This window comes from Martinezella dioscoreae, from assembly GCF_009176305.1.
Lineage (GTDB): Bacteria > Pseudomonadota > Alphaproteobacteria > Rhizobiales > Rhizobiaceae > Rhizobium > Rhizobium dioscoreae.
The window spans coordinates 915,262-936,101 of the sequence record NZ_BLAJ01000002.1; the positions used below are offsets into that span (position 1 = coordinate 915,262).

The 20,840-nt window shown below is 59.4% G+C and carries 20 protein-coding genes; 7 read left to right on the forward strand and 13 right to left on the reverse strand.

What is annotated here, in order from left to right:
• Window positions 1-2: 2 nt before the first annotated feature.
• Window positions 3-914 (reverse strand): acetamidase/formamidase family protein, encoded by a 912-nt coding sequence (locus GDN47_RS10780; RefSeq protein WP_152093291.1) that lies wholly within the window; start codon window positions 912-914, stop codon window positions 3-5.
• A 141-nt stretch (window positions 915-1,055) separates the two neighbouring features.
• Window positions 1,056-2,006, reverse strand: a complete 951-nt coding sequence (locus GDN47_RS10785; RefSeq protein WP_152093292.1) for a GlxA family transcriptional regulator — start codon at window positions 2,004-2,006, stop codon at window positions 1,056-1,058.
• An 84-nt stretch (window positions 2,007-2,090) separates the two neighbouring features.
• Between GDN47_RS10785 and GDN47_RS10790 the strand changes: the two genes are divergently transcribed.
• The 3 genes from GDN47_RS10790 to GDN47_RS10800 all read left to right on the forward strand — a co-directional run bounded on the left by GDN47_RS10790 (window position 2,091) and on the right by GDN47_RS10800 (window position 5,227).
• A complete protein-coding gene (locus tag GDN47_RS10790) occupies window positions 2,091-2,780 on the forward strand; it encodes a DJ-1/PfpI family protein (RefSeq protein ID WP_152093293.1) in 690 nt (229 codons plus the stop codon).
• 251 nt (window positions 2,781-3,031) lie between these two features.
• Complete coding sequence (locus GDN47_RS10795) at window positions 3,032-4,036, forward strand: alpha/beta hydrolase (RefSeq protein ID WP_152093444.1); 1,005 nt, start codon at window positions 3,032-3,034, stop codon at window positions 4,034-4,036.
• Window positions 4,037-4,393: 357 nt separating this feature from the next.
• Window positions 4,394-5,227 carry an alpha/beta fold hydrolase gene (locus GDN47_RS10800; protein WP_113407562.1) on the forward strand — a complete coding sequence of 278 codons (834 nt, stop codon included), beginning with the start codon at window positions 4,394-4,396 and terminating at the stop codon, window positions 5,225-5,227.
• Window positions 5,228-5,305: 78 nt separating this feature from the next.
• Here the strand turns inward: GDN47_RS10800 and GDN47_RS31970 are convergent, their stop codons facing one another.
• Window positions 5,306-5,479 (reverse strand): hypothetical protein, encoded by a 174-nt coding sequence (locus GDN47_RS31970; RefSeq protein WP_015342656.1) that lies wholly within the window; start codon window positions 5,477-5,479, stop codon window positions 5,306-5,308.
• Window positions 5,480-5,830: 351 nt separating this feature from the next.
• Here GDN47_RS31970 and GDN47_RS10805 point away from each other — a divergent pair, with 351 nt between their 5' ends.
• The 4 genes from GDN47_RS10805 (at window position 5,831) to GDN47_RS10820 (ending at window position 7,009) form a co-directional block, all read left to right on the forward strand.
• Window positions 5,831-6,040, forward strand: coding sequence for a cold-shock protein (locus GDN47_RS10805; RefSeq protein WP_092706556.1), 210 nt, complete (start codon window positions 5,831-5,833; stop codon window positions 6,038-6,040).
• 116 nt (window positions 6,041-6,156) lie between these two features.
• Window positions 6,157-6,456 carry a cold-shock protein gene (locus tag GDN47_RS10810; RefSeq protein WP_152093294.1) on the forward strand — a complete coding sequence of 100 codons (300 nt, stop codon included), beginning with the start codon at window positions 6,157-6,159 and terminating at the stop codon, window positions 6,454-6,456.
• Between the two features lie 34 nt (window positions 6,457-6,490).
• A complete protein-coding gene (rpsU, locus tag GDN47_RS10815; protein WP_113333158.1) occupies window positions 6,491-6,730 on the forward strand; it encodes a 30S ribosomal protein S21 in 240 nt (79 codons plus the stop codon).
• Window positions 6,731-6,778: 48 nt separating this feature from the next.
• Complete coding sequence (locus tag GDN47_RS10820) at window positions 6,779-7,009, forward strand: hypothetical protein (protein WP_113333159.1); 231 nt, start codon at window positions 6,779-6,781, stop codon at window positions 7,007-7,009.
• A gap of 979 nt (window positions 7,010-7,988) precedes the next feature.
• Here GDN47_RS10820 and GDN47_RS10830 read toward each other — a convergent pair.
• The 10 genes from GDN47_RS10830 to GDN47_RS10880 form a co-directional block, all read right to left on the reverse strand.
• Window positions 7,989-8,495, reverse strand: coding sequence for a hypothetical protein (locus GDN47_RS10830; RefSeq protein ID WP_152093295.1), 507 nt, complete (start codon window positions 8,493-8,495; stop codon window positions 7,989-7,991).
• A gap of 62 nt (window positions 8,496-8,557) precedes the next feature.
• On the reverse strand, window positions 8,558-9,589 hold the full coding sequence (locus tag GDN47_RS10835; RefSeq protein ID WP_152093296.1) for a CorA family divalent cation transporter: 1,032 nt from the start codon (window positions 9,587-9,589) through the stop codon (window positions 8,558-8,560).
• 129 nt (window positions 9,590-9,718) lie between these two features.
• A complete protein-coding gene (locus GDN47_RS10840) occupies window positions 9,719-12,376 on the reverse strand; it encodes a nitrate reductase (protein ID WP_152093297.1) in 2,658 nt (885 codons plus the stop codon).
• Between the two features lie 219 nt (window positions 12,377-12,595).
• On the reverse strand, window positions 12,596-12,931 hold the full coding sequence (gene nirD, locus GDN47_RS10850) for a nitrite reductase small subunit NirD (RefSeq protein ID WP_069614617.1): 336 nt from the start codon (window positions 12,929-12,931) through the stop codon (window positions 12,596-12,598).
• A gap of 4 nt (window positions 12,932-12,935) precedes the next feature.
• Window positions 12,936-15,386, reverse strand: a complete 2,451-nt coding sequence (nirB, locus tag GDN47_RS10855) for a nitrite reductase large subunit NirB (protein ID WP_152093298.1) — start codon at window positions 15,384-15,386, stop codon at window positions 12,936-12,938.
• A 4-nt stretch (window positions 15,387-15,390) separates the two neighbouring features.
• Window positions 15,391-16,188, reverse strand: a complete 798-nt coding sequence (locus tag GDN47_RS10860) for an ABC transporter ATP-binding protein (RefSeq protein WP_152093299.1) — start codon at window positions 16,186-16,188, stop codon at window positions 15,391-15,393.
• Window positions 16,189-16,198: 10 nt separating this feature from the next.
• Window positions 16,199-17,095: a nitrate ABC transporter permease gene (gene ntrB / locus GDN47_RS10865; protein WP_145318411.1), complete on the reverse strand. Its 897-nt coding sequence runs from the start codon at window positions 17,093-17,095 to the stop codon at window positions 16,199-16,201.
• Window positions 17,096-17,129: 34 nt separating this feature from the next.
• A complete protein-coding gene (locus tag GDN47_RS10870; RefSeq protein ID WP_152093300.1) occupies window positions 17,130-18,428 on the reverse strand; it encodes a CmpA/NrtA family ABC transporter substrate-binding protein in 1,299 nt (432 codons plus the stop codon).
• 368 nt (window positions 18,429-18,796) lie between these two features.
• Window positions 18,797-20,095, reverse strand: coding sequence for a CmpA/NrtA family ABC transporter substrate-binding protein (locus GDN47_RS10875; RefSeq protein WP_152093301.1), 1,299 nt, complete (start codon window positions 20,093-20,095; stop codon window positions 18,797-18,799).
• A 55-nt stretch (window positions 20,096-20,150) separates the two neighbouring features.
• Window positions 20,151-20,738 (reverse strand): ANTAR domain-containing response regulator, encoded by a 588-nt coding sequence (locus tag GDN47_RS10880; RefSeq protein ID WP_069614611.1) that lies wholly within the window; start codon window positions 20,736-20,738, stop codon window positions 20,151-20,153.
• Between the last annotated feature and the right edge of the window lie 102 nt (window positions 20,739-20,840).

Consider the following 20,840-nt stretch of genomic DNA (forward strand, 5'->3'; position numbering starts at 1 on the left):
TTTTATCGGCGTTTCAGCCAGCTTTTCGAAACGCGGCAGGCCATCGTGTAGGCAGGGTCGAAGACATTGCCGACATCATAGCGCACGACCTGACCGAGCAGGTGGCTGGCTGCGGTCTTGTCGAGACCGTAATCGGAGCCGAGCCAGCGCAGCATCTCGCTGGTGGCATGCTGCAGGGCTTGATCGAGCGGCCGGGCATTGCCGATGGTGAAAATATCCTCCGCCGTCTCGCCGCGCGGCCAGATGATCGTCTTTTTCTTTTCGACGCTGAGGCGCACCGTCACCTCGAAAGTGGTCTCGATCCCAGTGCCGACGATCTCGCCGTCTCCTTGCACTGCATGGCAATCGCCCAGGAAAAAGAGAGCGCCAGGCGCAGAGACCGGAAACCAGATGGTCGTGCCAGGCCCCAGCAGGCGATAATCCATGTTGCCGCCGAATTCGCCGCTGGTGGCGGTCGATATGGCCTGACCGAGAGACGGCGCAACTCCGAAGCAGCCGATCATCGGAGCCAGCGGCAGGGTAAGGGTTTCGAGACCCGTCACCGGTTCGGCCAATCGCGCCGTGAGATTCTGGCGGTCGATCTGCCAGATAACCCTCTCGCGTGCCGGTAGTGCCCGGACATCCTGCGGATCGACGACGTTGGCGGCGACCACGCTGCCGGTGAAACCCGTATCGCGCGTCGGCACCATTGCGACGATCTCAACCTTGAGAGAATCTTCCGGCTCAGCACCCTCGACGAAGATCGGCCCGTTCATCGGATTGGGGCCGGATATCTGGCGGACATCATGCTTGTCGTAGCCGGCGGCATCGAGCGTTTCGGTAACAACCGTATCGCCATCGGCAACATGCAAGGCCGGAGGCAGCGAGCCGATGACATTGTGATAATGGGTAGGAGCGAAACGGTGTATTGCCATTTTGCTTAAGCCTCACGTGGAATCCGGTCGCGTCAGCCTATGACGACTCCGAACGTCTGGGAAAGAGCGCAACGACCATATTTACGCATAAAGGCCACTTTGTTTGGTATGCGGTTAAATGCCTGCCACCGCAGACAGGCCTCAAGCAAAATGATCGCGAAATGCCTGCGGCGTCGTGCCGAACTTCCGCATGAAATTGCGTCGCATGGTTTCTTCCGAACTGAAGCCGCAGCGCATGCGTGCCTGATGCACGCTGAGGCCTTCCTCCAGAAGGCGGCGGGCTGCCTCGATGCGGATTTCCTCCACGGCGCGTGCAGGCGTCCGCCCGGTCGCCTTCAAATAATGGCGCGAGAAGCTGCGTGCGCTCATATTGGCCTGCTCGGCAAGCGTCGGCAGGGAAAGATCGGCGCGCAGATTGTCCATGATCCAGCCATGCAGACGGTCGAAGCGTTCGCCGCCCTCCTGAAGTCTCAGCGCTGCGCTGAACTGCGCCTGGCCGCCGGGACGCTTGAGGAAGACGACGAGTTCGCGAGCCACGGAAAGCGCCAGCGGGCGGCCGAGATCGGCTTCAACCAAAGCAAGCGAGAGATCGATGCCGGCAGTCACGCCGGCGGAACTCCAGATCTGCCCGTCCTGAACGAAGATCGGATCGGGCTCAAGCTTCACTTGCGGAAAGCGCTTGGCGAATTCTTCGCAACGATTCCAATGGGTCGCTGCCCGCCGCCCGTTCAGAAGACCGGCTTCCGCAAGCAGAAAGGCGCCGCTGCAGACCGAGGCTATCCGTCGGGCATTCGCAGCTCGCCGGCGCACCCATTCGATCAGGTCGAGGTTCTCGCAGGCTTTATTGACGCCCCAGCCGCCGGCAATGATCAAGGTGTCGAGCGGTGTATCGATATTGCCGAGTGGGGCGGTCATGAGCACGAGACCCGAGCTCGTTTGCGTCTGCGGGTCTTCCGCGACCACGATGGCCTCGTATGCTTTCGGCAGATCGAGCTCATGCGCCGCCTCGTTGGCGCTGGTGAAAACCTGCAGCGGACCGGTAATGTCGAGCAGCTGGGCATTGTCGAACGCAAGAATTTCGATGCGGCGCATGATGGCAAGAAATGACGGTGATTTGGCAAATATGCCAGATCGTTGTCGCATAGGTTTGGAAAAGTCAATCCTCGGAGACATGTCATGACCATTCGCTTCGGCCTGCTTGCCTTTCCCGGCGTCCAGCAACTCGATCTGACCGCACCTTATGAGGTATTCGCCTCGATGGATGATGCGGAGGTGCATCTGGTGTGGAAGGACACGTCACCGATCGTGTCGGCAACGAAGCTGGTGCTGCAGCCGACGACGACGTTTGCCGACTGCCCGCCGCTCGATGTGATCTGCGTGCCCGGCGGTGCCGGCGTCAATGCATTGCTCGAGGATACGGCCGTCCTCAGCTTCGTCCGGGAACAGGCGAGCCGAGCGCGCTTCGTAACATCGGTGTGCACCGGTTCTCTCGTGCTTGGGGCGGCCGGCCTGCTCAAGGGCAAGAAGGCCACGACCCATTGGAATGCGCTTGATTTCCTCGAGAGTTTCGGAGCCGTTGTCACGCCGGGGCGCGTGGTGCGGGATGGCAATCTCTTCACCGCGGGCGGCGTGACTGCCGGCATCGATTTCGGATTGACGATTGCTGCCGCCTTGCGCGGTCGAGAGGAAGCCGAAGCGATCCAACTGTCACTGGAATACGCGCCAGAGCCGCCATTTCATTCCGGATTGCCCGAGAAGGCCAGCGCTGAGGTGTTGGCCAGAACCAGGCAACGCCTTGCCGGCTCGAGAATGGCGCGGCAGGCGATCATCGCTCGCCTTACAGCGGCCAGACATGAGCCTGAATGAACATCGACTTGTCCACCGGCGCTGTCACCTCAATGAAACGGAGCACCAATAGGGAAGCGATCATCGGTTGATCGTGTCGAGGCAATGATGGGCAGCGGATGAATGGAAATTCCAGTCTCACGTCGCCTATCATACTTGACACAAATAGCTTTTCTGCGACCGTGGCATCACAATAGCGTCCACGGCCTTACGGGGAAAAGGCTTATTTGATGAACGAGTTCCGATCGTTGCGCCGCATGTTCCGTTTCGTCATGGCAGTGACCGTTCTGATATGTGCAGGCCTGGGGTCGATATCGCAAGCTGCAGCCGCCGAGACACCCGAGATCGCTCCGCAGACAAAGGCTTCGAGCGAGCAGATCGAGAAGCTGATCGGCACTTTGCGTGACAGCGGCGCGGTGTCCGGAGCCGACCTGTTGCAACGCCGCTCCGGTTTCGAAAAGCTCATGGCATCGACGCCAGGCCCGGCGCGTGTCCAGATACGGCGTGTCGACGCCAACGGTGTGGATGGCGATCTGATCTGGCCGGCACGGTTGCATCATCCGATCGGGCGGCGTGCCATCCTTTATCTGCATGGCGGCGGCTTTTATAGCGGCTCGCTTCGCACGCACGCCAACATAGCCGGTTCGCTCGCCAAGGCGGCCTCGGCCGACGTGCTGTTGATCGACTATCGCCTCGCGCCCGAAAATCGCTTTCCCGCGCAAAGAGACGATGCCATTGCGGCCTATCGCTGGCTTCTGACATCAGGATACAAGGCCGGCAACATCGTTATCGTCGGCGAGTCGGTTGGCGCAACTCTGGCCATCGAGGTCGTTTTGAACCAGCTTAGGCTGAGTGGTCCGCTTCCCGCTGCCGTGGTCGCGATGAGCCCGATTACCGATTTCGCCGCAACGGGCGCTTCCCTGGCCGCCAACGCCGCCAGCGATCCTTTCATGAACAAGGCCGAGCTGACCCTCATCCACGATGCGTTCGCGCGTGATCGTCCTCTCGCCGATCCCGACATATCGCCGCTCTATGGCAATGTCTCGGGGTTTCCCCCGCTGTTGATCCAGGTCGGCGCTCGCGAGGTGCTACTTGATGACGCCTCGCGGTTCGCAGACAAAGTACGCCAGGCGGGCGGTAATGTGAGCCTGGAAGTCTGGCCGGGGATGATCCATCAATGGCAGATTTTCCCGTTCTGGCTCGACGATGCGAGGAAATCGAACGAACGCGTTGCGCAATTCGCGATTGCGCATTTTGTCGATAAGCCGATGCAATAGCTCGCACACCTGGTCGAGCTCAATCTGATTGCGAAAATGTCTGCTCTTCTGCGGGGCCTCATCAAGAGCGCTCGGCCGATTGGCTTATGGTGCCTAATTATTTATTGCAATAAATAATCGTGGATCAAATTTTTATATGGACAGGCTAAGCGAAAGCCATTATGCATATCCATGTCGCGATAATAAATCGCACGATAAATTTAAGTGGAGATTGAAATGAGCCAGTCGATCCCTCAAGCTACTCGTCGGGGCGTTATGACAGCCGGGCTTGGCCTTGCGGCCGCTGCAGCTGTCAGCCCCTTCGCTCAACCTGCACAAGCCTCTACAAAGCAATCAACTTCAAAAGGTAAGGACACCATGAGCAGCAGCACGATCACCACCAAGGACGGAACGCAGATCTTCTACAAGGACTGGGGGACGGGCCAGCCGATCGTCTTCCATCACGGATGGCCCTTGAGCTCCGACGATTGGGACGCCCAGATGCTATTCTTCCTTCACCAGGGCTACCGCGTCATCGCCCACGACCGCCGCGGCCATGGCCGCTCCAGCCAGACGGCGACCGGAAATGAAATGGATACCTACGCTGCCGATGTGGCGGCTCTTGCCGAGCATCTCGATCTCAAGGGCGCCATCCATGTCGGCCATTCGACAGGCGGCGGCGAAGTTGCGCGCTATGTCGCCCAGTATGGCGGCCATGGCCGCGTCTCGAAGGCCGTGCTGATCGGCGCCGTACCGCCGATCATGGTCAAGTCCGACAAGAACCCCGGCGGCCTGCCGCTGGAAGTTTTTGATGGCTTCCGCACCGCACTTGCAGCCAACCGCGCTCAGTTCTTCCGCGATATTCCGGCAGGGCCGTTCTACGGTTTCAATCGTCCGGGCGCAGCTGTTTCGCAGGGCGTTATCGATAATTGGTGGCGCCAGGGCATGATGGGCGGCACCAAGGCCCATTACGATTGCATCAAGGCCTTTTCGGAAACAGACTTCACCGAAGACTTGAAGAAGATCGAAGTCCCGACCCTCGTCATGCATGGCGACGACGACCAGATTGTGCCGATCGCGGATTCGGCGCTTCTTTCCTCGAAGCTGCTAAAGAATGGCACGCTCAAGGTCTATAAGGGCTTCCCGCACGGCATGGCCACCACGCATGCGGACGTGATCAATGCTGATCTGCTCGCCTTCTTCAAGGCCTAAGCAATAAAGAGGTCATGCGCCCGCCAAAAAGGCGGGCGCTTCACAGCCTGCCGGGTGCTGGTTACAGCCCTTGCCTCTTCAGCTGTCGAGCTTCAACGAGAGCTGAACGGCGCGCGGCAAAGGCGGTAGCGGCCGGCTGATTTCAACGCGGCGCGTCCATGTGGCGCGCCGTTCCTGTTCGCGCTCCCGAAGGGCCTTCGAGACAGCGACAAAGGTCATTGCACGTTCGATGACTTGTTCTGCCTTGGTCATGGAAAACTCCATTTGTTCACTTTATGTTCTCATATGGAGTTCGAAAAGTCAAGCAAGACCGCGTTCGCGGCCCGAGCCGCCGACAGGCATGGCGGTTTTCCAATGAAAACGCCAACCGGCGAGCCTAACTCCCTTGTAATTTAAGGGTGATTTTCGGCCGAATTCATCAATCAGAAAATGTAGCCTTGCCTTTGCCCTATTTCATACCTATGTTCTTATGGTCGATCTTGCTTGATGATCTTTGTTTGCCCGGAAGCGTGGCGCGAATTTTCTTTCAATTTCGGTTTGTAATACTGCCGAAAACGGTTTTCGGCGGAACGAAATCCTATGTCTAATTGAAAGGAATCCGCTATGAGTTCAGGAACCGTAAAGTGGTTCAATAGCGCCAAGGGCTTCGGCTTCATTCAGCCTGAAGATGGCGCAACCGATGTGTTCGTTCACATTTCCGCCGTTGAGCGCGCGGGTATGAATGCTCTCGCAGAGGGTCAGAAGGTCAGCTACGAACTGGTGCGCGATCGCAAGACCGGCAAGAGCTCCGCTGATAATCTGAGAGCAATCTAATTGTCACTCATCTTGCTGACCACGGATGTACTGGCAGTAATGATTTGATTGACGGAGAAGGTCGGGTTTATGGCCCGGCCTTTTATATTTCTGCGACCCATCTGCAAGGGGATGCGATGAGCAGAATGAAATATTCAGTTGGAGACATTGTGGCCCTGAAGGCCGATCTCAACCGGCTGAAAGCGGCTCCGAGACTATGTCGGATCATAAGCACACTGCCCTCCGACTCCGACGAGATCCATTATCAGGTGCGCTTTTTGGACGAGAGTTTCGAGCGACGTATCTCGTCGACCGAAATCGAGAAGTTGAGCACGGATCCAACTGCCGATGATCAAGGATCAACTCCTCGCAAACAGGAGCCATGGCTCAAACCTCTCGCGATAGGTGGAAAAGGCAAGCATTCCGTTAAGACATAAGGCGTCACAGAGCACACTATGGAAAGGGTATGTTTTGCAGGTTTTTGTAAGAGATAACGATATTGATCAAGCCTTGCGCGTACTCAAGAAGAAGATGATCCGAGATGGTGTATTCCGCGAGATAAAGATGCGCTCGGCCTACTTAAAGCCATCCGAGCGTCGCGCTTTAGAAAAGGCGCAAGCCATTCGGCGGCAGCGCAAGTTGCTGCGAAAAAAGCTGCAAAGAGATGGCTTGCTGCCCAAAAGTAATCGCAGCAGGGGCGCAAGTCGTTAACGTCTGGGCATTCAATCCCCATTCGGTATTCTGCAGGAAGGAGCGATCATGTCAGCTACCAAGGAACAGTTCTTTAGGAAGACCGCGTCTCTCGGCAATGATAAAGCCACGATTACCGACAATGCGGCAAAAACCATTGTCGCGGCAGAGAATTCCGCACGGGAAAAGAAAACGGAGGCTTTGCGAGCCCTTCGCCTGCAACGAGAAGCAATGGTGGAACCGAAGGCAGAAAAGTCGGTCAAAGCACGGAAAAAGCCTATACGGCGTGGTAAAGCATAAGCTTGCTGTTATTTATCCGCCGCGATGAATAATACGCAGAGAATTCGGCTGCGGAAGCCGATAGTGATGGTCTAAAACCCCAATCGCTCTCGTCGCTCGACGTCTTTGACGTTGAGAATGGTGCAATAAGCTTTCGCCTCTTTCTCAGTCAGAATACTCAAAATCCAATGTGTGGGCTGAGCGGCTCTTCCTGTGAAAATATCGTATACAGTCCAAGTGCGGTCACGCTCCTGGCGAACCGCATATCTGAGCGTAACCTTCGACATGCGCCATCCGTGAAGGATGGTGGCGGAACGATTTCCGTGTCACATCGATCGGTTTCAATCTATCAGTTATCCGATGTCCCGAGAAGCTGAATTAAAGGCTGCGCTTCCGTTGCTAGAAAACTCATTTTATCGGTGCAACGGAAATGGCGTTTCTTCGGAAATAAATTTTCTAAGTGCTTGAATTTTACGAAATAATGAACTAAATATCCGAAATGGCATTGTTGGTGAGCGCCAGCTAAATTTGGAGGCTCGCAATGTCTTAGTCGCGTTCCTCTTCTGACCACGGATGTACTGGCATTGGTGCGAAGGCGATGTCGGGAAGGTCGGCGCGATTTCGCTCCGGCCTTTTTTGCTGCCGGCTGCTCAGGGAGGCAACATGAGTGCATATAGGATCAACCGGCAAAACAAGCCTTTGTCCAAAGCCGAGAAGGCTGCGATTGCTACGAATGAATCTGCGTGGACCATCATTCACAACGAAGAAGCCGCGCGTGAAAGCAAGACTGAGCGGCTTCGCAAGGAAAGGCTGGCCAGGGAAGGGTCTGAGCCATTGATTGAGAAGCCCGCGGGTAAACGGCCTCGCAGAAGCAGAGGCTGATTGATCGCCGAAATCCAATCCGACACGCGTCTGTCATGCGGACAGATCTGATCTCGACGAATGTCGAGCCGACGGCCGGTCTTGGTTGACAACGAGCAACGGGCTTTCGTTTTCAGCATCATTGACGATGCAGATTGATCTCGCTCGTCACGATCGCTTTGCCGGAGCTTAGATCCTTATCGATGGTCCGTAGCGTCAGCTGGCTATTGCCTTGCCTGCGGATGGTCATATTGGCATCGCGATCGCCGTTGACGAGGCGTGCCCAGCGCACCGCCAGATTGATGACATCGCCCTGCCTGCTGCCCGACAGCTGCGACGTCGCACCGGAAGGACCGGTATAGGTGCCGGAATATCGGTTTCCGCGCGCAGTGAGCTGGGCCGAGATCGCGCGATTGATGGTGAGAAGGCCGCGGCAATTTCCCCTCATCGAAATCGAGGAGCCGGGTGCGCTGATGGTAAACCTGCAGGAGACATTGATCGGCGGGTCGCCGATCTTTCGAAGCACCTTGCCGGTTCCCGTCCAGCTGCCGTTCAGCGGCTTCAGAAATCCGATTTTATCGGCGGCGGCAGGTGTCGCCAGGCAAACAGCGGCAAGGACGGTGAGAAGGCGCGCTTGATGACGCATGATATCAATCCCTTCGTCAGACTAGCTAGGAACGCCGCAGGCTATGCTCGGTTCCCAGGCCGTCAGAGCCAGTTGATGCGCTTCAGAATATAGAGGGTGACGATGGAGGTGACGGCGACCAGCACGACGATGATGACGAAGGCCCAGGTGTCGTTGACGCCTGGAATGCCGCCAACATTCATGCCGAACAGGCCGGCGACGACGCTCGGCGGCAGCAGCAACGCGGCAAGCGCTGCAAGCCGGTTGGAGTTGCGGGCGATGCGCTCGCTGATGACGGTCGAAAGGTCGTCATGCAGGATGCCCGTCCGGTCGCGGATCGCATCCAGATATTCGATGCAGCGCATCAGCTTGTCGATGACCTCACGCATGCGAAGCTTGTCGCGTTCGGCAAGCCAGGGAGCGTCGTCATGTTCGATGCGATTGAGGGCATCGCGTTGCGGCGAAAGATAGCGTCTTAGCTGCACGGCGCGTCTGCGAAGCAGCTTCAGGCGCTCGCGGACTTCGGCGGCCTCGCCATGGAAGATCAGCTCATCCAGCTCGTCAACTTCCTCATCCATCTGATCAAGAACGGGCTCCAGGTCCCTTACGAGCTTGTCGCTCACGAGGGCAAGCAGTTCGCCGGTGCGCTTCGGCCCCTTGCCCTTTTCGAGCGCCTGGCGAATGTCCCGAAGAGCGGTGATGTAATGGCCGCTGTCGCGAAGCGTTACGACGCGGTTCTCGTCCACCCAGGCATGCAGGGGAACGAGATCCAGATCCTCGACCGCCACATCCGCCTCGTCGGGCGGTGCAGCGCAGACGCCGCGAAGAATGATCAGCAAGCCATCATCGACCGGCTCGACGCGCGGACGCGATTCATCCTCGAGCAACGCGTCGGCGACGAGCGGATCGAAACCGCCATTTCGTGTTATCCAAGCGGCCGCCGCATCATGGTCACGCTCGAGATGAACCCAGAGAATTCCGTCTGCCGGCTTCCAACTCTGCAGGCCGGCGGCACCGATCTCGCGACAGCTGCCGTTGCCGTCGAGAAGGACGGCGAAGCGTATGCCCGGCTCGGCGCCGTAGCTGAGTTGAACCTTCCGGCCCTCGATCTCCATCCGCTCCCATCCTCCCCGGAGTGTAAAAGGAAAGCGAAATCATGCAGCTATTTTCAATAGTTCTAGCACCGAGAACGTTAAGGTGAAACTGCAGTTTAACGCGAATGATCGGCTATGATGCCAGACCGGTCATTCTGCCGCCGCGGCAAGACAGCTATCGATGATCGTACGGATCTCGGCTCGGCAGGAGCCGCAATTGGTTCCAGCATTAAGCTTCTTGCCGACGGCTTCGACACTGTGACAGCCGTCGCGAATGGCCGCGATGATTTGATTGACGCCGACGCTGAAGCAGGAACAGACCGTCGCACCGGCATCAATCGTATCGGCTCCCGGCCTGCCTGCGATCAGCGCAAACCGCTTGTTGAGATTGCCGTGCGATGCCGAAAGCTGGGCGATCGCCCAGTTTCGGGCGACCGCGACGGGTTGGCGGGCGACAAAGAGAGCCGCAAGCAGCCGCTCGCCATCGAAGAAGGCAAGGCGCAGGTCTCCGGAGGCCTGATCGGCATAGCCGAGCGGCTCGAGGTCAACTGGTATATCGAATGTCATGCGGCACCAGCTGACCCAGTCGTCCGGTACCAGATCGAACGCAAGTTCTGTCCGCCATCCACCATCGGTCTTGGCAAGCGCCCAATAGGCACTCTCGAGGTCGCGCGGCTTTGCTGTGGAGACCGTGAAGCAATAATGCGAGGCCTGGAAGCGGCGTGCGCAGACTGCGACATTCTTCGACGCGGGCTGACCGGAAATCGGATCTGTAAGGGGAGCGACCACAGCATCGATGCGGGCTTTGGCGGCGAAGCTGTCGTTCCAGTGCATCGGTACGAAAAGGCTGCCGCGCGCCTGCCGTTCCGTCACCAAGGCGCGGACGATCACCTTGCCATGTGGGCTCTCGATCTCGACCAGGCCCGCTTCGGCGACACCGATCTCGATCGCGTCGCGCGGATGGATCTCGACGAAGGGCTCGGCGATGTGGCCCGATAGGCGGGCGCTTTTGCCGGTGCGTGTCATCGTATGCCAGTGATCGCGAACGCGTCCGGTATTGAGCGTCAGGGGGAAGCGACGGTCGGTTCGATCGGTAGCCGGCGGTTCTATGGCGACGAAGCGCGCCTTGCGATCGGAATGATAAAATCCGCCATCTGCGAAGAAGCGTGTGATCCGTGGTGCCGCCCCGGCTGGCTGTGGCCATTGGAACGGCGTGAGCGCGTCGTATTCTTCTGTGGCGATCGCTTGATAAGCGCCGATGTCGAAGTCCCGGCTTCCCTCGTTTTCGAAGCCGGAAAGGCCTGCGTGCTCGGCGAATATCTCGGCATTCGTGCGAAAGGAGAAGGCTTGCGAAAATCCCATGCGGCGGCCGACTTCGGCCATTTGCCACCAGTCGGGCCTGGCTTCGCCGGGGGCTGCGAGAAACTGGCGCTGCCTCGAAATCCGCCGTTCGGAATTGGTGACGGTGCCGTCCTTTTCCCCCCAACCCAGCGAGGGCAGCAGCACATGCGCGTGCCGCGTCGTATCCGTCTCGCGCAGGATGTCGGAGACAACGACGAAGGGACAGGCTCTGATGGCCGCCTCGACGGCATCGGCGTCCGGCATGGAGACGACGGGGTTGGTCGCCATGATCCACAATGCCTTGATGCGGCCGTCGGCGACGGCGCGAAACATGTCGACCGCCTTCAATCCCGGCTTTCCGGCAATCCGCGGTGACTGCCAGAAGCGCTGCACGCGGTCGCGATCCAAAGCGCTCTCGATCGCCATGTGAGCGGCAAGCATGTTGGCGAGGCCGCCGACCTCGCGGCCGCCCATGGCATTCGGCTGGCCGGTCAGTGAGAAGGGGCCTATACCGGGCCGGCCGATGCGGCCGGTCGCGAGATGGCAATTGATGATGGCGTTGACCTTATCGGTGCCGGATGAGGATTGGTTGACACCCTGGCTGTAGCAGGTAACGACCTTCTCGGTCTGCGCAAACAGCCGGTAGAATTCGCGAAGCTGCATGGCGGGCAGGCCGGTCAGCTCAAGCACGCGGTTGAACGACAGGGCGCCGGCGGCTGCAAAGGCCTCGGCAAAGCCGCCGGTATGCTCGGCAATATAATTCTGATCGATGGTGTTGCTTGTGATCAGATGCTCGAACAGGCCCAGGAAAAGGGCAACGTCGCCATCCGGCCGGATCGCCAGATGCAGATCGGCGATATCGCAGGTCATGGTCCGGCGCGGATCGATGACGACGATCTTCATCGTCGGCCGTGCCGCCTTTGCCGCCGCCAGCCGCTGGTAGATGACCGGATGGCACCAGGCGAGATTGGAGCCGGTGAGGATGACGAGGTCGGCAAGCTCGATATCCTCGTAGGTGCCGGGCACCGTATCCGAACCGAAGGCGCGGCGATGACCGGCGACCGAGGATGACATGCAGAGCCGCGAATTCGTGTCGATATTGCCCGAGCCGATGAAGCCTTTCATCAGCTTGTTGGCGACGTAATAATCCTCCGTCAGCAGCTGGCCGGAGACGTAGAAGGCAACGGAATCCGGTCCATGCTCGGCAATCGTCTCACTGAGGCGTCTCGCGACCAGATCAAGCGCCTCGTGCCAGCTTGCCCTCTGGCCGGCAATTTCCGGATGGAGCAGGCGTCCGTCGAGATCGATCGTTTCGGCTAGGGCGGAGCCCTTCGAGCACAGGCGTCCGAAGTTGGCAGGGTGGTCGGGGTCGCCTTTGACGGAAACTTTGCCGGCGTCATCGACCCTGGCGATGACGCCGCATCCGACGCCGCAATAGGGGCAGGTGGTTTTGGTTTCAATGGACATGGGTGGGGTCCATGAATGTTAGAGCGTGGGAGAACACCCCCCTCTGTCCATGCGGGACATCTCCCCCACAAGGGGGGAGATCACCTGGCGCCGCTTTCGCCGATCTTTCCATTTTGGCTCGATAAAGGTGACTTCTCGCTCCGGCCAATCTCCCCCCTTGTGGGGGAGATGTCAGCGAAGCTGACAGAGGGGGGTGATTTTTCCCGCGCACCGTCATCCTCACTCCGCCGCCATCATCAGGCTTTCGAGCGCGATGAAGAGCGCCCCGTCCTCGTTTCGGACCGGAATAGTCCGCACTTCGCCCTGATCGGCGCCAAGCGCCTTGCCGGTTTCGAGCGAGATCACCCAGTTGTGCAGCGGACAGGTCACAGCTTTACCGTGAACGATGCCCTGGGAGAGCGGCCCGCCTTTGTGCGGGCAATGATCCTCGATGGCGAAGACCTCGTTTTCTGCCGTGCGGAACACGGCGATCTTGCCCTGCGGGGTTTTTACGCAGCGTGCGCCGCGAGGCGGGATGTCGGAGATGTCGCCAATTTCGATCCAGTTCATATTCATCTCCTCACTCGGCGGCCTGCGGGAAGCCCACCGTCGCCATCGGCTTGAACTCATGTTTGTCCTTGCCGGAGACGCGCTCCGACCAGGGATCGACCTGGGCGAATTTCTGGCTGAAAACAAAGCGCTCGTAATAAGCCCTGCGCTTTTCGGCATCACCCATGATCTGGCGGCGGATCTCGTCGAGGCCGATGCGCTTGGCCCATTTATAGATACGCTCGAGATAGCGGGCCTGCTCGCGATACATCTGCGTCAACGCCACGATATGTTCGAGCGCCTCGTCCTCCGTCTTGACGAGGCCGAGCACTTCCGTGCCCTTGATGTCGAGACCGGCGGCACCGGCGAAATGGATTTCGAAGCCGCTGTCGACGCAGATGACGCCGACATCCTTGCAGGTCGCCTCGGCGCAATTGCGCGGACAGCCGGAGACGGCCATCTTCACCTTCGCCGGCGTCCATGAGCCCCACATGAATTTCTCGATGCGGATGCCAAGACCGGTGGAATCCTGCGTGCCGAAGCGGCACCAGTCGGAGCCGACGCAGGTCTTCACCGTGCGCAGGCCCTTGGCATAGGCTTGCCCCGAGATGAAGCCAGCCTTGCCGAGATCGGCCCAGACGGCGGGCAGATCCTCCTTCTGTACGCCGAGAAGATCGATGCGCTGACCGCCGGTCACCTTTACCATCGGGATTTCGAACTTGTCGACGACGTCGGCAATCGCGCGCAGCTCGTTCGAGCTGGTGACGCCGCCCCACATGCGTGGCACCACGGAATAGGTGCCGTCCTTCTGGATGTTGGCATGCACGCGTTCATTGATAAAGCGCGACTGGTAGTCATCGGCATATTCGTCCGGCCAATCGCAGACGAGGTAATAGTTCAGAGCCGGGCGGCACTTGGCGCAGCCGCAGGAAGTCTTCCATTCAAGCTCCTGCATAACGGCAGGAATGGTCTTCAATCCCTTGGCTTTTATCAGCCTTCTGACATCGTCATGGCCGAGCTCGGTACAGGTGCACATTGGCTGCACGGCAGCGGGGTTGTAGCTGTCGCCGAGCGTGATCGACATTAATTGTTCGACAAGGCCCGTGCAGGATCCGCAGGAGGCCGAAGCCTTCGTGTGGGCGCGCACGTCGTCGAGCGATGTCAGGCCCTTGGCCGTGATCGTCGAGGTGATCTTGCCCTTGCAGACGCCGTTGCAGCCGCAGATCTCCGCATCATCCGGCAAGGCTGCAACGGCCGCCATAGGGTCCAGCGGTGACCCTCCCTGATAGGCCTGGCCGAAGATCAGGGTATCGCGCATCTCAGAGATATCGACCGCCTTCTTCTTCAGGTCGTTGAACCAGGCGCCGTCGGCCGTCTCGCCATAAAGCACGGTGCCGATGATCCTGTTGTCCTTCAGCACGAGGCGCTTGTAGACGCCGGCCGCCGCGTCGCGCAGGACGATCTCTTCGCGATCGTCGCCATCGGCGAAGTCGCCGAGCGAAAACAGATCGATGCCTGTGACCTTCAGCTTCGTCGGCGTGTCCGAATGTACGAAGGCGGCGCTCGCGTCGCCAGCGAGGTGCGAGGCGGCCACACGCGCCATCTCGTAGAGGGGGGCGACGAGGCCATAGACCATGCCGCCGACTTCGGCGCATTCGCCGAGCGCCATGATCGAGCCATCCGAGGTCTGCATGCCGTCATCGACGACGATGCCGCGGTTGACGGCGATGCCCGCTTCCTTGGCAAGGCCGACATTGGGACGGATCCCGACGGCCATGACGACGAGCGTGGCCGGGATCACCCGTCCATCGTCGAGTTCGATCCCCTCGACCTTGCCATCACCGATGATCGCCTTGGTATTGGCCTTGGTGATGACCTTGATGCCGCGCTCCTCGACCGCCTTTTGCAGGAGATAGCCGGCGGCCGGATCGAGCTGGCGTTCCATCAGAGTCGGCTGCACATGAAGAACGGTGACATCCATACCACGCAGGCTAAGCCCAGCGGCCGCTTCCAGACCGAGCAGGCCGCCGCCGATGACAACGGCCTTTTCGCGTGACTGAGCCGCAAGCAGCATGGCCTGCACGTCGTCCAGATCGCGATAGGTGATGACTCCGCGAAGATTGTTGCCGGGAACGGGGATGATGAAGGGAACGGAGCCTGTCGCGATGACAAGCTTGTCGTAGCTCTCCGTCACGCCGTGATCGGAGGTGACCGTCTTTGCCGCCCGGTCAATGGCGACGATCTTGTGTCCCTTGTAGAGCGTGATGCCGTGCTTGATGTACCAGCCGTCGCCATGGATGATGATCTGCTCGAAGTCCTTTTCGCCTGACAGCACCGGCGACAGCATGATGCGATCGTAATTGACGCGCGGTTCAGCGTTGAAGATCGTGACCTGATAGAGGCCGGGCGCCTTTTCCAGCAGATATTCCAGCATGCGCCCTGGCGCCATGCCATTGCCGATGATGACGAGTTTCTGGGTCATGGTATCACTCCGCGGCTTCGACGAAGCGGTGGCGTTCGTAGAGGAACTTCAGCACGGCCTCGCGGCATTTGAGGTAGGTTCTGTCGGACGCAAGCTCGATGCGGCTGCGCGGCCGCGGGATCGGCACTTCAAGGACATCGCCGATATGAGCGGCCGGGCCATTGGTCATCATGACGATGCGGTCGGAGAGCAGCACGGCTTCATCGACATCATGGGTGATCATCACCATCGTGCTACCGAGGCGGGCGTGGATTTCCATGACGGCATCCTGAAGATGGGCGCGGGTGAGCGCATCCAGCGCGCCGAAGGGCTCGTCAAGCAGCAGGATCTTTGGCTCCATGGCGAGTGCGCGGGCAATGCCGACACGCTGCTTCATGCCGCCTGATATTTCCGAGGGACGCTTGTCCTTGGCATGGGCCATCTGCACGAGATCGAGGTTGCGCATGACCCAGTCATGACGCTCCGCCTTGCTCTTCGTGCCGCGGAATACCTTCGAGACAGCGAGATTGACGTTCTCGTAAACGCTGAGCCAGGGCAGCAGGCTATGGTTCTGAAAGACTACGGCGCGATCCGGACCTGGCGCGTTGACTTCCCGGTTCTCAAGCAGCACCGCACCGGCGGAAACAGGCGTGAGGCCCGCAATGAGGTTCAACAGGGTCGACTTGCCGCAGCCGGAATGGCCGATGATCGACACGAATTCGCCCTTGTCGATGATGAGTTCGATGCCCTTCAGGACTTCGGCACGTTGGCCGCCGCGATCGAAATATTTGTTGATATGATCGAGCTTCAGATAGGCGCTCATTGGGTTCTCCTCAATTGCTCGTCATGCCGCGGGTCACGACGGCACCGAGGCCTGCGACCAGGCGGTCGAGGACGAAGCCGGTGATGCCGATGTAGGCGAGTGCGACGATGATGTCGGGCAGACGCGAGGAGTTCCATGCGTCCCAGATGAAGAAGCCGATGCCGACACCGCCGGTCAGCATCTCGGCGGCAACGATTGCAAGCCAGGAAAGCCCGGCGCCGATGCGAAGGCCCGTGAAGATGTAGGGAGCGGCCGCCGGCACCATGATGCGGAAGAAGAATTCGATCTGGTTCAGCCGCAGCACCTTGGCGACGTTGCGATAATCCTGTGGAATGTTGCGAACGCCGACTGCCGTGTTGATGATAACAGGCCAGATCGAGGTGATGAAGATCACGAAAATCGCCGACGGGTTGGAATTCTGGAAGGCCGCGAGCGACAGCGGCAGCCAAGCAAGCGGCGGGACGGTACGCAGCACCTGAAAGATCGGGTCGAGACCGCGCATCGCCCAGACCGATTGTCCGATCACCGCACCGATCAGCACGCCGGCAACGGCGGCAAGGCCGAAGCCATAGGCGACGCGCTGCAGCGAGACGAGCACGCGCCACGCAAGCCCGATATCCTGCGGCCCGTTATAGAAAAAGGGGTAGACGATGAGGTCGTAACTGTCCTGCCAGACCTGCGAAGGCGGCGGCAAGCTGGCGCCCGGCTGCTCACAGAGCAGCTGCCAGATAGCGAGCAGAAGCACCAGGACTACCAGGGGCGGCAGGGCGTTACGCAAGACCGAGACAGCGATACGACCTGGATTGATGCGCCGAGCCGGGCGGGCTGCCAATGTCACGACATCGCTCTTTGCGGGAGCAGGCGCTTGCGCAACGGCAGCTTGCTGTTTGCGGGCGGTTACGGACATTGAACGAATCCTTTTTGGAAGAGAGTGCCGAGCATCATGACGCCACCTTGATCGAGAGGCTTTCGAGGTAGGCAGTGGGATTTTCGGGATCGAAAACCTTGCCGTCGAAGAAGGTTTCCTTGCCGCGCGAAGTCGATGCGGGAATGTCCGACGCGGCAACGCCGAGATCCTTGGCGGCATCGCGCCAGATGTCTTGGCGATTCACCTGGCCGACGAGCGTCTTGATATCGGTATCGGGAGCGAACTTGCCCCAGCGAATGTTTTCGGCGATGAACCAAGCGTCGTGGCTCTGATAGGGATAGGAAACGCCTCCCTTCCAGAACTTCATGTAAAGATCGGTGCCCTTGGCGATCCGGCCGTTGCCGTAGTTGATGTCGCCCTTGAGGCGGCCGAGCACGTCCTTGGGCGGCACGTTGAACCATTGCCGCTTGCCGAGAATGGCCGCCATCTCCTCCTTGTTGTCCATGCTGTCGCACCATTGCTGGGCTTCCATGACCGCCATCAGCAGGGCCTTGGCCGCATTCGGATTCTTTTCGATCCAGTCTGCGCGCATGCCGAGCGCCTTTTCCGGGTGGCCCTTCCAGATTTCGCCGGTCGTACAGGCGGTAAAGCCGATCCCCTGATTGACGAGCTGCTCGTTCCAAGGCTCGCCGACGCAGAAGACGTCCATGTTGCCGACCTTCATGTTCGCCACCATCTGCGGAGGCGGTACGACGATGGTCGAGACGTCCTTGTCGGGATGGATGCCGCCCGCCGCCAGCCAATAGCGGATCCAAAGATCATGCGTGCCGCCGGGGAAGGTCATGGCCGCCTTGATCTCCTTGCCCGCGGCTCTTTTCGCGTCGAAGGCGGCTTTCAGCTTGGATGCGTCAAGCTGCACACCGGTTTCCGCATATTCCTTTGCAACCGAAATGCCCTGGCTGTCGTAATTGAGACGGGCGAGGATCGCCATCGGCACGGCTTGGTTGTTCTGCGTCACCTTGCCCGTGTGCATGAGGTAGGGGAGCGGCGAGAGGATGTGGGCGCCGTCGATGCCGTTTGCCGCCCCGCCGAGCACGAGATTGTCGCGGGTTGCACCCCAGGAGGCCTGCTTGGCCACATCGACGTTGGAAAGGCCATGCTTTTCGAACAGGCCCTTTTCCTTGGCAATAACCAGCGGTGCGGCATCCGTCAGCGCGATATAACCAAGCTTCACATCCGACACTTCAGGTCCGGTGGTTGCTGCAAAGGCACCGGAGGGGAAAGCGGTCCTGACGGCGCCGATCAGGGCTGCCGTGGCGGATGTCTTCAAAAGGTTTCGGCGCGTAATACCACCGGAAAGGATCTTCTTCACTTGCAGTTTCCCCTTGTTTTGCTCGTGACGCGTGGATTTTGGACATAAAAAAACGCCGCTCGGTTGATGCAGCCCGGGACAGGAAAGGAATCCTCGGGGCAAGAACCTTGCGACGTCGATGTCTTTGCGAGCGCGTTTTCCGCGCATTGCGTGCTTCGATCGCCGTTGATCGAAGCGAAATTGAATAAGCAAGCCGCGTGCCAGTTTTTCACGGCGCGATCATGGCATTGTAATTGCTCGATTATTCAGGGGGGTGGTCCGACGGCTCGCTTTGCGGGCAGTTGCGATTTCTGCAAATATTTTGAGCGGATGCCGCTCGCCGGCTTTTGATCCTGCGTTTATTCTGTGCAGCGCAGCATGCCTTGAGGCTAGATGTCGTCGCTCAAAGACTGCGTCGCGCTTGTCGTTTTCACGGCAAATCCGGCGACATAGGCGGCGATTTCCGCTGGATCGAAAATATGGCCGTCCATGAAGCGGTCGCCATCCCTGCCGCCCTCGATACGGATATCGGCATCGTCGGGCGACGCCTCGCTGCCGAGTGCCAGCCGATAGAGATCGGAACGGTAGGCCGAGGCTGCCATCTTCATGTTCTGCTCGGAAAATGCGCTTTGCCCCCAGCGTATCATCTGGCTGAAGATCCAAAGCGCTTGGCTCGGGCGCGGATAGTTGGCAAAGCCGCCATGGAAACTGAAATACCTGTCGATGATGCGGCGATGGCCCCTGGCATCAAGGTTGAATTCGCCCGCCAGCACATGGCGGATGATGTGCACAGGTGCCGCAATATAGCGCTGATCGGCAAGCGCTTCGGCAAGGGAATCGTGATTTTCCGGCCGGTCACACCAGCGCGCTGCTGCGTCCAGCGCCACGATAAGGCGCGACACGGTTTCCGGATGGCTTTCGGCCCATTCCGGGCGCATGCCGATCACCTTTTCGGGTGCGGAGGGCCAGATATCCTGCTTGGCTGCGACGATGCGGCCGACGCCTCGTTCGGATGCGACCATGTTCCAGGGTGCGCCGACGCAGAAGCCATCGATGGCGCCGGCGGCGAGCGCATCGGATGTGAGGGGCGGCGGCACGACGACGAGCTTCACGTCCCGGTCCGGATCGATGCCGCCGGCGGCCAGCCAATAGCGGAATTCGTAATTATGCGACGAGAAGGGATAGGTCATGCCAAGCGTCGGCGGCTGCTCCCCGCGCGCCTTCATATTGTCGACCACTTTCGCAAGCGCCTGCGAATTTTCCAGTGCGCTTGCCTGATCGGACAGGCCTGTTTCTTCGCACATGCGGTCGAACAGGCGCGTCGATAGCGTGATGGCATTGCCGCCGCAGCCGAGAGAGAATGGCGTAATCGTGGGCGAGGGGTTCGAGCCGAGCCCTAGCATCGCCGCGACCGGCATCGGCGAGAGCATATGGGCGATGTCGAACTGACGAAAGGCAAGACGGTCGCGGACATTGGCCCAGGAGACGTCCTTGACGAGATCGAGGGCGATCCCCTCCTTGCGGGCGAAACCAAATTCCGCCGCCGCAATCAGGACAGAAGCATCGACGAGCGGAATGAAGCCGGCGCGCAGTATGCGCGGGCCTTCGCCGGCAATCTGGGCAGGCGCCGAAGGATTGCTGTCGCCTGCCTGCTGGGCTTTGGCGGAACGAGTTGCTTGCACTCTCATATTCACTCCGATGCCTCCCCTCTCAAGGCGGCGGACAAGGTGGGGCTCGGTACGCTCACATCAGCAACCCCGCTGCCGTCACAACGCTTTGCGCGATCTCGGACATCTTCTTCTTCTCGTTCATGGCCGTCTGTCGCAGCAGCGCGAAGGCTTCCTCCTCCGAAAGGCCGCGCATCTTCATCAAGATTCCCTTGGCCCGCTCGACGATCTTGCGTTCTTCAAGCGCAGACTTGGCGTCCGCCAGTTCCCGCTGTAGCCGGCTGAAGGCATTGAAGCGGCTGACGGCCATATCTAGGATTGGCTTGACCCGCTCCTTCTTGAGGCCGTCGACGATATAGGCTGATACGCCGGCCTCGACAGCCGCTTCGATCGAGGCGGTGTCGGAACGATCGACGAACATGGCGATTGGCCGCCCTACCGTCCGCGTCAGCTGAAACAGATGCTCCATCATGTCGCGGTTTGGATTTTCGAGATCGATGATGATGACGTCGGGACGTAGCGTCTCGATCGTGCGTGCGACGCCCTGCACTTCATGGATGACCGTCACCCGCGCATGACCAGCCTCCCGCAGCCCCTCTTCGATGATCGAGGCGCGGATCGTGTTTTCATCGATCACAAGAATGGTCAGATCGAGACGGCTCATTGCATCTTTATGACGCAATGCAGCAAGGCGAACAAGTGTTGCTCGCTGAAATATTGGGCGATTTTAAAAATCGCCTAAATATTAGGCTATTTCGACCTGTTC